11 protein-coding genes are annotated in these 12,163 nt (G+C 70.7%); 3 read left to right on the top strand and 8 right to left on the bottom strand.

Annotated elements, in window-relative coordinates; all coding sequences use genetic code 11:
• Positions 1 to 2 precede the first annotated feature (2 nt).
• Positions 3 to 1,148, top strand: a complete 1,146-nt coding sequence (locus RB608_RS16750) for a Wadjet anti-phage system protein JetD domain-containing protein (RefSeq protein ID WP_308089181.1) — start codon at positions 3 to 5, stop codon at positions 1,146 to 1,148.
• 5 nt (positions 1,149 to 1,153) lie between these two features.
• On the opposite strand, the gene RB608_RS16745 is transcribed toward RB608_RS16750, so the two are convergent.
• Positions 1,154 to 1,831 carry a hypothetical protein gene (locus RB608_RS16745; RefSeq protein ID WP_308089180.1) on the bottom strand — a complete coding sequence of 226 codons (678 nt, stop codon included), beginning with the start codon at positions 1,829 to 1,831 and terminating at the stop codon, positions 1,154 to 1,156.
• Between the two features lie 37 nt (positions 1,832 to 1,868).
• Between RB608_RS16745 and RB608_RS16740 the strand changes: the two genes are divergently transcribed.
• Complete coding sequence (locus tag RB608_RS16740; protein WP_308089179.1) at positions 1,869 to 2,297, top strand: DUF6389 family protein; 429 nt, start codon at positions 1,869 to 1,871, stop codon at positions 2,295 to 2,297.
• A 22-nt stretch (positions 2,298 to 2,319) separates the two neighbouring features.
• Here the strand turns inward: RB608_RS16740 and RB608_RS16735 are convergent, their stop codons facing one another.
• Genes RB608_RS16735 through RB608_RS16725 form a run of 3 tightly spaced genes read right to left on the bottom strand, consistent with a single transcriptional unit; the run spans position 2,320 to position 6,375 of the window.
• Entirely contained in the window at positions 2,320 to 3,696 is a 1,377-nt protein-coding gene (locus RB608_RS16735) for an FAD-dependent oxidoreductase (protein WP_308089178.1), read from the bottom strand.
• Positions 3,693 to 4,928, bottom strand: coding sequence for a saccharopine dehydrogenase C-terminal domain-containing protein (locus RB608_RS16730; RefSeq protein ID WP_308089177.1), 1,236 nt, complete (start codon positions 4,926 to 4,928; stop codon positions 3,693 to 3,695). The genes RB608_RS16735 and RB608_RS16730 overlap by 4 nt, the downstream gene beginning before the upstream one ends.
• 7 nt (positions 4,929 to 4,935) lie before the next feature.
• Positions 4,936 to 6,375: a gamma-aminobutyraldehyde dehydrogenase gene (locus tag RB608_RS16725; protein WP_308089176.1), complete on the bottom strand. Its 1,440-nt coding sequence runs from the start codon at positions 6,373 to 6,375 to the stop codon at positions 4,936 to 4,938.
• A gap of 124 nt (positions 6,376 to 6,499) precedes the next feature.
• Here RB608_RS16725 and RB608_RS16720 point away from each other — a divergent pair, with 124 nt between their 5' ends.
• Positions 6,500 to 7,894, top strand: a complete 1,395-nt coding sequence (locus tag RB608_RS16720; RefSeq protein ID WP_308089175.1) for an aspartate aminotransferase family protein — start codon at positions 6,500 to 6,502, stop codon at positions 7,892 to 7,894.
• A 234-nt stretch (positions 7,895 to 8,128) separates the two neighbouring features.
• Here the strand turns inward: RB608_RS16720 and RB608_RS16715 are convergent, their stop codons facing one another.
• From RB608_RS16715 to RB608_RS16700, 4 genes are read right to left on the bottom strand one after another with little or no spacing between them, the layout of a single operon-like run.
• Positions 8,129 to 8,944, bottom strand: a complete 816-nt coding sequence (locus tag RB608_RS16715; RefSeq protein WP_308089174.1) for an ABC transporter permease — start codon at positions 8,942 to 8,944, stop codon at positions 8,129 to 8,131.
• Positions 8,941 to 9,789, bottom strand: a complete 849-nt coding sequence (locus tag RB608_RS16710) for an ABC transporter permease (protein WP_308089173.1) — start codon at positions 9,787 to 9,789, stop codon at positions 8,941 to 8,943. The genes RB608_RS16715 and RB608_RS16710 overlap by 4 nt, the downstream gene beginning before the upstream one ends.
• The gene (locus tag RB608_RS16705) at positions 9,789 to 10,970 is read right to left on the bottom strand and encodes an ABC transporter ATP-binding protein (protein ID WP_308089172.1); all 1,182 of its coding nucleotides are present in this window, start codon (positions 10,968 to 10,970) and stop codon (positions 9,789 to 9,791) included. Before RB608_RS16705 ends, RB608_RS16710 begins: the two co-directional genes overlap by 1 nt.
• Positions 10,954 to 12,120 carry a spermidine/putrescine ABC transporter substrate-binding protein gene (locus RB608_RS16700; RefSeq protein WP_308089171.1) on the bottom strand — a complete coding sequence of 389 codons (1,167 nt, stop codon included), beginning with the start codon at positions 12,118 to 12,120 and terminating at the stop codon, positions 10,954 to 10,956. The genes RB608_RS16705 and RB608_RS16700 overlap by 17 nt, the downstream gene beginning before the upstream one ends.
• Between the last annotated feature and the right edge of the window lie 43 nt (positions 12,121 to 12,163).

The following is a 12,163-nucleotide window of genomic DNA, read 5'->3' as shown; positions in this document are numbered from 1 at the left end:
CGGTGAAGACGCCCGAGGACGCACGTCGCGCCGTCGCGGGACGGCTGGCCGACGACTGGCACAAGGTCGTCGCCGGGGCCGACAGCTGGCGACCGGGCGTCGCCCTGGGCACCTCGCAGCTCAAGGGCGCCCAGCTGGCGGCGAGGTGGGACGACGTCTTCGCGGTGCGCATGCAGTGGTGGGACTGGGAGCAGGAGCCGGTGCCCGGGGTCCGGCTCGAGTGGCGTGACGTCTCGCCCACCCAACGGTTGCCCGCACGCCTGGTCGTCGACGACGTCGACGCGGCCGCCCGGCTGGTCGGCGGCGACTGGGCGGATCGGTTGGCGCGCGCCCGCGACCGGCGGGCGGTCCTCGTCGCCCGGTTCCCGGGGCTCGCCGATCCGGCTCGGCTGCTCAAGGCGGTCGACGGCTACACCGACGCCGACTTCGACGTGGCCTGCCGGGCGGCGACCTGGTTCGCCGCGAACCCGGCCAGCGGCCGGACAGCCCGCCAGGTCGGCGTCGAGGGCATGGGGACGAAGTGGCTGGCCCGACGAGCCGCGGTCGTGCGCCAGCTCGCCTCGCTCGATGATCTCGGCCTCGTCCCGGGGCGGCCGTCGCGGGTGCACGTGACGTACCTCGACGCCGACCACAACGCCCGCGCGGACACCCGGCGTCACGACGTGGTCACGGTGGGCGACCGCGACGTGCTGGCCTACCGTCCGCGGGTGGTCGTGATCTCCGAGAACCGGGACACCGCGCAGTTCTTCCCGCCGGTCGACGGGGGCATCGCGGTCGAGGGCGACGGCAACGGCCCGGGCGCCATCCCGGACCTCGACTGGCTCAGGGACGCCGAGGTGGTCTGGTACTGGGGCGACATGGATGCCAAGGGGCTCGAGATCCTCGACAGCTACCGCGTGCGCGGTGTGCCGGCCCGCTCCCTCTTCATGGACCTGGTCGCCTACGAGCGCTGGGGCCGCTACGGCGTCGACGACAACGACGATGGGTCGCGGATCGAGCCGAAGGAGCCGCGCCGGCTCGAGCGGCTGGAGCCGCACGAGCACGCGCTCTACCTCGCGCTGTGCTCCTTCGTCTGGGCCGGGCACCGCCGGGTGGAGCAGGAGCCGATCCCGCTGGAGGCAGCGGCCGCGGTCGTCCGGGCCGGCTGACCCGGTCAGGCCGGCTTGCCCGCGAGGTCGGTGAGGCGCACGCCGCCCGTCCCGGCGACCGTCAGCCAGGCGTCGCCGGCGCCGGGCAGCGGCCGGCCGGCGAGGACGGTGCAGCTGGCCGGCTCGTTGCCGCACAGGGGCGCCAGCACCGCGCCGTCGAGGTCGGCGAGGTCGAACGGCTTGCGTGACGAGAACCCGCCCGCGGCGGCCGTCATCGACACGCCGTCCCACAGCAGCGTCCGTGGACCGTCGTCTCCAGGCACGGTCAGCACGGCGTTGCCCTGGAAGAGCACGACCTCGTACGCCCAGGTGGACCCGCTCTCCTTCGCCAGCGCCTCGACCATCGCCGCGGTGCCCTCGGTGGTGAACAGGTCCGCCCCGCCGTCGCGGGTCGTGATCTCGGTGCGGGTGGTGGTCGTCGTGGTCGTGGTCGACGTGGTCGTGCCGCTGTCACCGTCGAGGGCGTTCGCGACCAGGGCCGCGATCCCGGCGCCGGTGCCGCCGAGCACGACCAGCGCGCCGATCACCAGCACACCGACCCGGCGTCGTACCCGGCGCCGCTCGGTGGCCGGGTCATAGGCCGGATAGGCCGGATAGGCCGAACGGCCCTCGCCGGGGTAGGGCGACGCGTCGTAGGCACGCCACTCGCCGGACTCGGCGTCGGACTCGGCGTCAGGCCTCATGGAGGCAGTATCGCAGCGCCCGCCTAGGCTGGCTGCCGTGGACGAGGACACCTACCGCCGACGACTCGCCGGCATCCTGGGTGACCACACCGGCGACCTGACCGCGCGGCTGCGCGCGATCGCGGAGGCGTCCGCCGGGCCGGCCGGGGAGCGGGTGGCCGGCGTCGTGGTCGACGTCTTCCCCGGTGAGCACGACGAGGGCGCGTTCGACGTCTGGGCCCGGTTCGACGGTCCGGACGTGTTCGCGCTGAACCGGCCGATCGACGACGTGCGTCACCTCTTCGGCGTCACGTACGGCGAGCGCGGGTTCGAGCCCGACGTGCCCGCGTTCGGGGCCGGTGAGCCGGACTTCGCCCTCGCCGAGGTGATCGTGGACGTGGTGGCGTCCTGGGTCGAGCCGGTCTGGGCGGCCGTGGCGCCACCGTCGGTCCCGGCGTTCGAGGTCACCCGCGCCGACGGCTGTTGACCGCCCGGGAGGGGCCGGGCGCTCAGGAGTCGAAGCCGAGGCCCAGCCGGTCCATGGTCCGCAGCCACAGGTTGCGGCGGCCGGTCTCGTCGGCCCGCGCCGACGCCCACCGGGTCAGCTGGATGCCGATCCAGGCGAACGGCTCGGGCGGGAAGGGCAGCGGCTTCTCGCGCACCATCGCCAGCCGGGTGCGCTCGGTGGGCGTCCCTGCCAGCAGGTCGAGCATCACGTCGGCGGCGAACCGCGAGGCACCGACGCCGAGACCGGTGAACCCGGTCGCGTAGGCCACGCGCTCGCGGTGGGCCAGCCCGTAGAACGCGCAGAACCGGGTGCAGGTGTCGATCACCCCGCCCCACCGGTGGGAGAACCGCAGGTCGGACAGCTGCGGGAAGGTTGCGTAGAAGTGCTCGGCGAGCAGCCGGTGGGTGGCGGCGCGCTGCTCGTGCTCGGGCGCGATCCCGCGACCGAAGTGGTAGACGGCGTCGTACCCGCCCCACAGGATCCGGTCGTCCGCGGTCAGCCGGTAGTAGTGGAACAGGTTCCCGCTGTCGGCCACGCCCGATCGCGATCCCCAGCCGATCGCGGCGCGCTGCTCGGCGGTGAGCGGCTCGGTGGCCAGGACGTGGTCGTAGACCGGGACGACCCGCGCCCGCGTTCGCCGCAGCAGGGAGGTGAACACGTTCGTCGCGAGCACCACCTGCCGGGCCCGGACGACGCCGTGGGACGTCGTCGCCTCGACGCCTGCCCCACGCCGGCGCAGGCGTAGGACGGCCGTGTCCTCGGCGATCCGGGCCCCGAGCGACTCGGCCGCCGCGGCCAGGCCCCAGGCCAGTCGCGCGGGGTCGACCATCGCGCAGCCCTCGGCGTCCAGGCGCCCGGCGAGGTAGGTGGGGGAGTCGACCGTGGCGCGCACCGCGGCCGCGTCGAGGAAGCCCGGCGCCGACGGCTCGAGCAGGTCGACCTCGTGCGGACGGGTGGCGACGGAGAGCTGGCCGGTCCGCTCGAAGCCGCAGGAGATGCCGTAGTGCGCCACCGTGGCCTCGATCTCGTCGAGGTTGGCCAGGCCCATCCGCTCCAGCGCGGCGTACTCGTCGGGCCAGCGCTCCCGCCCGTTGCCCTCGCCGTGCGTGAGGCTGGCCTCGCAGAACCCGCCGTTGCGGCCGGTGGCGTGCTCGGCGATCCGGTCCCGCTCGACGACGAGCACCGAGCGTCCGGGATCGCGTTCGAGCGCGCGCAGCGCGGTCCAGAGGCCGGTGAAGCCGCTGCCCACCACCAGCAGGTCGACGTCGGTGTCGCCGGCGGGTGGCCGCGCCGCGGGGCGGTCGGGAGTGTCGAGCCAGAGCACGGCGGGCGCGGCGGCGTCCGCCCGCGCGTGAGCCTCCCGGGGTGTGAGGGTCATTGCTCGCGTTGACCCCACGGGGCGCCGTACGCCGTCAGCAGGTCGAGGAAGGGCACCGCGTCGAACGCCTCGGGGCCGAGCACGCCGGTGCCCTGCCAGACGCCGGTCGCGAGCAGCTCCAGCGCGACGACGGGGTTGACCGCCGTCTGCCAGACCACGCACTGGTGGCCGTACTCCGCCATCGTCCAGGCGTTGTCGACCACGTGATAGAGGTACGTCGAGCGCGGGCCGGTCGGATTCCCCTGCGCGTCCTTGCCGGTGCCGGTGACCCAGAGCCCGGCGCAGGTCTTGCCCGTCATCCGCGGCCCGACCGTCGCGGGATCCGGCAGCACGGCGGCGACGACGTCGCGCGGGGACACGTCGACGCCCTTGACCCGGACCTTCTCGGTGCGGTCGAGGCCGAGCGTGTGGAGCACCTTGAGGATGGTGATGAGCTCCTCGCCGAGCCCGTACTTGAAGGTCGCCCGCTTGCAGTCGACCCAGCGCGGCATGAGCAGCACCTCCTCGTGCTCGACGTTGACGCACTCCACCGGTCCGATGCCCTCGGGGAAGTCGAAGACCTCGGGCTCGCTGAACGGGGGAGTCGTGAACCAGCCGCGCTCCGTCTCCCAGATCACCGGCGGGTTGAGGCACTCCTCGATGGTCGTCCACATCGAGAACGACGGTGCGAAGATCTCGTTGCCGTCGTCGTCGGTCACGACCAGGTTGGCTCCGTCGCGGGTGCCGAGCTCGTCGATCTCGGCGAACAGGTGGTCCGCGGCATAGCGGGCGAACACGTCCGAGAGCCCCGGCTCGACGCCGATCCCGACCAGGGCCAGCCGCCCGGCCGCCTCCCACGCGCCGGCGGCGGCGAACTGCTCGTCGCCGAGCTTCACCCCCGTCGTCTCGTACGGCGTCTCCGGGTGCGGCCGCGAGAGCGACATCGCCATGTCGAGGTAGTCGGCACCGGCCGCGAACGCCCCCTCGAAGACCGGCATGTCGAACACCGGGTCCACGGCGTTCATCACGTGCGTGATCCGGTGCTCCCGGCACAGCTCGGTCACCGAGGTGGCGGACGAGGCGTCCACCCGTGCCGCGGTGAACCGTGCGTCGCCGGCGGCGGCTCGTGCGGCACGGTCCGGGTCGTAGTCGGCGACCACGATCGTCTCGAAGAAGTCGCGGCGGGCGGCGATCGCGGCGAAGGCGCCGCCCACGCCGCCGGCGCCGACGAGGAGGATGCGCATCCCGGTCATCGCCGGATCACGCTCCCGTGTAGGACATGACGTGCTTGATGCGCGTGTAGTCCTCGAGACCGTACATGGACAGGTCCTTGCCGTAGCCGGAGTGCTTGAAGCCGCCGTGCGGCATCTCGGAGACGAAGGGGATGTGCGTGTTGATCCAGACCACGCCGAAGTCGAGCCGGCGCGACATCCGCAGCGCGCGGCCGTGGTCGCTGGTCCACACGCTCGACGACAGCCCGTAGCGCACGTCGTTGGCGTTGCGCACCGCCTCCGCCTCGTCGGCGAAGCTCTGCACGGTGATGACCGGGCCGAAGATCTCGTCCTGGACCACCTCGTCGTCCTGCCGGAGTCCGGAGACGACCGTGGGGTCGTAGTAGTAGCCACCCTCGCCGCCGGCGACCGTGGGCCGGGTGCCGCCGGCCTCGATCCGGGCGTGGTCGGGCAGCCGGTCGACCATGCCAGCGACGCGGGCGAGCTGATCGGGGTTGTTGAGCGCGCCGTAGAGCACGTCGGGGTCGTCGGGCAGCCCGGTGCGTGCGGCCCGAGCCTGCTCGGCGAGCGCGGCCACCAGCTCGTCGTGGATGCCCGCGGCGGCGAGCACCCGGGTGGCGGCCGTGCAGTCCTGGCCGGCGTTGAAGTAGCCGGCGGTGGAGATCGCCTCGGCGGCCGCCGCGATGTCGGCGTCGTCGAAGACCACGACCGGCGCCTTGCCGCCGAGCTCGAGGTGGACCCGCTTGAGGTCGGTCGCCGCGGAGCCGGCGACCTCCATCCCGGCGCGCACCGAGCCGGTGATCGCCACCAGCCGCGGCGTGCGGTGCTCGATCAGGGCGCGGCCGGTGTCGCGGTCGCCGCACACGACGTTGAGTACGCCGGGCGGCAGGAACTCCGCGGCCAGCTCGGCCAGCAGGACCGTGCTGGCCGGTGTCGTGTCGCTCGGCTTGAGCACCACGGTGTTCCCGGCCGCGAGGGCGGGGGCGATCTTCCAGATCGCCATCATCAGCGGATAGTTCCACGGGGTCACCTGGGCGACCACGCCGATCGGCTCGCGCCGTACCCAGGACGTGTGGTCCTTGAGGTACTCGCCGGCGCTGCGTCCTTCCAGCACCCGGGCCGCGCCCGCGAAGAAGCGGAACTCGTCGACGCTCGGCGGGAGCTCCTCGTCGGCCGTGAGGCCGAGCGGCTTGCCGGTGTTCTCGGACTCGGCCCGGACGAAGTCGTCGGAGCGGTCCTCCAGCGCCTGGGCGATGCGCAGCAGCGCCTCCTGCCGCTCCTTGGGCGTGGTCTCGCCCCAGGTCTCGAACGCCCGCTCGGCGGCCCGCATCGCGCGGTCGACGTCCTCGACGCCGCTGGCGGGCGCGGTCGTGTACGCACGGCCGGTCGCGGGGTTGACGACGTCGTAGGTGGCTCCGGAGGCGGCGTCGGCGGACGCGCCGTCGATGAGGTTGCGCAGAGGGGTCATGGCTGCCGAGCGTAGTCATGAAGTCGGTGGCACGAAAGGCCGGGAGCAACGAAATCAGTTGTGATCGGTTCTGGTGACAACTGATTCACTTGCTGTTTTGGCGTAGAAAGGTCAAGATGGAGGGGTGGTAGACACAACGACGCACGACGCCCTCCAGCAGTCCGCCCGGGACCACCTGTGGATGCACTTCACCCGCATGTCGTCGTACGACACCGCGGAGGTGCCGGTCATCGTCCGCGGTGACGGCGCCTACGTGTGGGACGCGCACGGACGCAAGTACCTCGATGCCCTCGGCGGACTGTTCGTCAGCCAGCTCGGCCACGGCCGCACCGACCTCGCGGAGGCCGCCGCCAAGCAGGCCGCCGAGCTCGCGTTCTTCCCGCTGTGGTCCTATGCCCACCCGACCGCGATCGAGCTGGCGGCGAAGCTCGCCGGCCACGCGCCGGGCGACCTCAACCGGGTCTTCTTCACCTCCGGCGGCGGCGAGGCCGTCGAGTCGGCGTGGAAGCTCGCCAAGAACTACTTCAAGCTGGTCGGCAAGCCGATGAAGCACAAGGTGATCAGCCGCGCCATCGCCTACCACGGCACCACGCAGGGCGCCCTCTCGATCACCGGCCTGCCGGGCCTCAAGGCTCCCTTCGAGCCGCTCGTGCCCTCGACCTTCCGGGTGCCCAACACCAACATCTACCGCGCGCCCGCCTTCCTGGAGGGCGCGGACGGCACTGTCGACCCCGAGGTCTTCGGCCGCTGGGCCGCCGACCAGATCGCGGTCGCCATCGAGAACGAGGGGCCCGAGACCGTCGCGGCCGTCTTCCTCGAGCCGGTGCAGAACGCCGGCGGCTGCTTCCCGCCGCCGCCGGGCTACTTCCAGCGGGTGCGCGAGATCTGCGACCAGTACGACGTCCTGCTGGTCTCCGACGAGGTCATCTGCGCCTACGGCCGGCTGGGCCACATGTTCGGCGCCGAGCGCTACGGCTACCAGCCCGACATCATCACCTCGGCGAAGGGCATCACCTCCGGCTACGCCCCCCTGGGCGCGATGATCGCCAGTGACCGGGTCTACGAGCCCTTCGCCCACGGCACCGAGACCTTCCTGCACGGCTACACCTTCGGCGGCCATCCGGTCTCCACCGCCGTGGCGCTGAAGAACTTCGAGATCTTCGAGGACGAGAAGGTCCTCGAGGGCGTGCGTGAGAACGAGGGTGCCTTCCGGGGCACTCTGGAGCGACTGCTCGACCTGCCGATCGTCGGCGACGTGCGCGGCGACGGGTACTTCTACGGCATCGAGCTGGTCAAGGACAAGGCCACCAAGGAGACCTTCGACGAGGACGAGTCCGAGCGACTGCTGCGCGGGTTCCTCTCCAAGGCGCTCTACGACGCGGGCCTCTACTGCCGTGCCGACGACCGCGGCGATCCGGTCATCCAGCTCTCCCCGCCGCTGATCTGCGGCCAGGAGCACTTCGACGAGATGGAGCAGAAGCTGCGCGCGGTCCTCACCGAGGCGGCAGGGCTGTTGTAGCAACCGGGGACGCTCGGCGGCAACCACCGCACCCAGCGGCGGTCCGGGACGTGGGGAGCCCGGGCCGCCGCTTCGTCGTACCTCACCGTGGTCGTTGAGTCGTCGGTTCTGACCCGTTGAGTCGCCGCTTCCGACCCGTTGAGTCGTCAGAATCTCGCCCGGCGCCCCGACAGCTTGCGACGGTTCGACAGGTCACCTGTGACGACTCAATAGGTCACAAGCGACGACTCAACGTCAGGCGGCGACCTTCTTGCGGGTGACCAGCATGTTGCCCACGACCAGGAACAGCGAGATCAGGAACATCACGGTTCCGACCACGTTGACCTGCATTGGGATGCCGCGCTGCGCGACGCCCCACACGAACATCGGGAAGGTGACGCTCTGGCCCGCGTTGAGGTTGGTGATGATGAAGTCGTCGAAGGACAGGGAGAAGCTCAGCAGCGCGGCCGCGGCGACGCCCGGGAAGACCAACGGGAAGGTCACCCGCCAGAAGGTCGTCCACTCGCTGGCGTAGAGGTCCATCGCGGCCTGCTCGAGGTTCTGGTCCAGGCCCGACAGCCGTGCCTTGACCGTCACGATGACGAAGGACAGGCAGAACATCACGTGCGCGATGAAGATCGTGACGAAGCCCAGCCGGCCGCCGAAGCCACCCGCGACGAACAGCGCGAGCAGCGAGGAGCCCATCACGATCTCGGGAGAGGCCATCGGCAGGAAGATCACGGTGTTGGCGACCGAGCGGCCGATGAAGTCGTGGCGCACGAGCGCGAACGCCGCGAGGCTGCCGAGCAGGGTCGCCACCAGCGTGGCGAGCAGCCCGATCTCGATGCTGCGGACCACGGCCTCGCACATGCCGTCGGGCCGGCAGGGGTTGGCCCAGTTGCTCCAGGTGAAGTCCCGGAACGCGTAGACGTTGCGCGACTCGCTGTTGTCGTTGAAGCTCATCAGCATCACGACCGCGATCGGGACGAACATGTAGACCAGCACGAGGAGACCGGCCGCCAGCACGAGGTGCTCGCCGATCCACCGTCCGGCCCGTTGCAGGCCGCTCATACGAGCTCCTCCGTCCCCGCCGTGCGGATGTAGAGCATGACCAGCGCGACGATGATGACCATCAGGATCACCGACAGGGCGCCGGCTGCGGCGTAGTCGCCGGTGCTGGTGAACAGGTTCTGGATGACGTTGCCGACCATGCGCTGGTTGGGACTGCCCAGGAGCGCGGCGTTGATGTAGTCGCCGGCCGCGGGGATGAAGGTCAGCAGGGTGCCCGCCACCACGCCGGGCTTCGAGAGCGGCAGGGTCACCTTGAGGAAGCCGCGGGTGGGGGAGGCGTAGAGGTCTCCGGCGGCCTCGATCAACCGGCCGTCGATCTTCTCCAGGCTGGCATAGAGCGGGAGGACCATGAACGGCAGGAAGTTGTAGACCAGTCCGGCGATCACCGCGACCGGCGTCGCGAGCAGCCGCCCGTCGTCGCCCAGCAGCTGCAGGAACTGCAGGGTGTCGACCACGAACCCGTCGTCGGCCAGGATCAGCTTCCAGGACAGCGTGCGGACCAGGAAGCTGGTGAAGAACGGGGCGATGACCAGGACGAGCAGCAGGGTGCGCCACCGCCCGGCCTTGAACGCGATCGCGTAGGCGAGGACGTAGCCGAGCACCAGGCAGATCGCGGTCGCGACGGCGGCGTACCACAGCGACCGGACCAACGGCTCCCAGAACTGCTGGAGCGCGTCGACGAAGTTCGCGAACCGGTAGTCGACGGAGTACCCGGTCAGCACCGAGCCCTCGGGATCGAAGAGGCTGGTCGCGAGCAGCGAGTAGAACGGGATGACGAAGAAGAGCGCGAGCCACAGGCCCGCCGGCAGCATCAGCCAGTAGCCGGTGAACCGCCCGCGCCGCATCAGGACTCCTCGACGACGCCGGCGTTGACGTCCTGGCTCGCCGGCAGCAGGAACGCGAACTCCGGGCGCCAGGACACGTCGACCTTGGTGCCTGTCGCGAGGACGGGGCGGCGCCCGGTGTTCTGCTCGAAGGACATCAGCTCCTGACCCCACGGCATCATCACGAGGTACTGCGTGCTGACGCCGACGAAGCTGACGTCGGTGATGACGCCGCCGGTCAGGTGGTTGCCCGGGGCGTCGAGCGGCTCGCCGAGCGGCTCGATCAGCACCTTCTCCGGCCGGATGCCGACCCAGCCGTCACCGGCGCGGACGTGCGCCCGGTCCGCCGGGATCGAGACCTGGGTGCCGTGCATGTCGACCCGCACGACGTCGCCGTCGGTGCTGGAGACGGTGCTGGAGACGGCGCCGGCGATCAGGTTGGACTGCCCGAGGAAGTTGGCGACGAAGGTGGTGCGCGGGTTCTCGTAGAGCTCGGCGGGAGAGCCCATCTGCTCGATGACGCCGCTGTTCATGACCGCGATCGTGTCGGCCATCGTCATCGCCTCCTCCTGGTCGTGCGTGACATGCACGAAGGTGAGGCCGACCTCGGTCTGGATCCGTTTGAGCTCGATCTGCATCCCGCGGCGCAGCTTGAGGTCGAGGGCGCCGAGCGGCTCGTCGAGCAACAGGACCTCGGGCCGGTTGATCAGCGCCCGCGCGAGCGCGACGCGCTGCTGCTGGCCGCCCGACATCTGCGGGGGCTTCTTGCGTGCCTGGGCCTCGAGCTCGACCAGCGACAGCATCTCCTGCACCTGCTGGTCGACGTCCTTGACCTTGCGCCGACGCAGCCCGAAGGCCACGTTCTCGTGGATGTCGAGATGGGGAAAGAGCGCGTAGTTCTGGAAGACGGTGTTGACCGGGCGCCGGTAGGGCTTCTCGTAGGTGATCTCGTCGTCGCCGAGGTGGATGGTCCCGGACGTCGGCGTGTCCAGGCCGGCGACCATCCGCAGCGTGGTCGTCTTCCCGCACCCGGAGGGACCGAGCAGCGCGAAGAAGGTCCCCGCGGGGACCTCCAGGTCGAGTGAGCGCACGGCCGTGAAGGTCGCGAACTCCTTGGTGAGCGCCGTGAGCCGGAGACTCCGCCCCTCTCCCTGCGACCGGTCGGATGCGCGGTGCGCCGCGCTGTCAGCCGCCAATGACATCGGCGAAATCTCCTTCGTAGGCGCGGATCTGGAACTCCTCGAGGGCCATGAACGAGTGCATCGTCTTCAGCGACTCGGCGGACGGGAAGATCAGCTGGTTCTCGACGAGGCTCGGGTCGACCTTCTCCATCGCCTCCTGGGCGCCCTTGACCGGGCAGATGTACCAGACGTACGCCGCGAGCTTCGCGGCCACCTCGGGCTCGTAGTAGTAGTTGATCCACTCCTCGGCGTTGCCCTGGTGGCTGGCGAGGTTGGGGATGAGCATGTTGTCGGACCAGATCATCTGGCCCTCCTCCGGCGAGACGAACACCAGATCCTCGTTCTCGGCCGCCGCGACGTCGCCGGACCACGCCTCGCAGGCCAGGATGTTGCCGGCCGAGAGGTCCTGGATGTAGTCGTTGCCGGTGAACGCGCGGATCTGGCCGTCGTTGCGGGCCTTGCGCAGCCGGTCGATCGCGTTGTCCCAGTCGTCCTGGTCGAAGTCGGCCGGGTCGGCGCCCTGCGCCAGCATGATCAGGCCCATCGTGTCGCGCATCTCGGTGAGCAGCGAGATCCGCCCGCGCAGGTCGTCGCGGGAGAGCAGCTCCTCGAACGAGCGCACCTCACCGACCTTCGACCTGTTGTAGGCGATCCCGGTCAGACCGCTCTGCCAGGGGGCGGAGTAGGTGCGTTCGGGGTCCCAGCCCACGCCCTGGAGCGAGTCGATCAGGTTGGCGTGCAGGTTGGGGACCTTCGCGGTGTCCAGCGGTTGGATCCAGCCGACCTGGATCATCCGTGCCGCCATCCAGTCGGTGAGCATGAACAGGTCACGCTTCGAGGACTGGCAGGAGCCGAGCTGGTTGACCACCTTGGCGAAGAACTCCAGGTTGTCGTTGACGTCGGCGGTGTAGCTCACCTGGATGCCGGTGCGCTCCTGGAACTCGGTGAGCGTCGCGACGTAGTCGCCGTCGTCCTCGTCGATGTAGCCGGGCCAGTTCGAGACGACGAGCCGCCGGTCGGACGCGGACAGGTCCCGGGTGCGGCAGGAGGCCGGATCCTGCTTGCGGTCCGGCGTACCGAACAGCGGGAGGACGCCGAGACTGGCGCCACCGACCAGGAGCCCGGCACCCCCGCGGAGTGCCGCTCTGCGACTCAGACGGGCAGAGACCACCGATTGCCACCTCCCTGGAATGGAACCACGCGATCGTGACATG

This window comes from Nocardioides sp. LHD-245, assembly GCF_030929495.1.
Lineage (GTDB): Bacteria > Actinomycetota > Actinomycetes > Propionibacteriales > Nocardioidaceae > Nocardioides.
The sequence above is the reverse complement of the archived record's forward strand: the minus strand, read 5'-3'. Positions and strand labels throughout refer to the sequence as shown.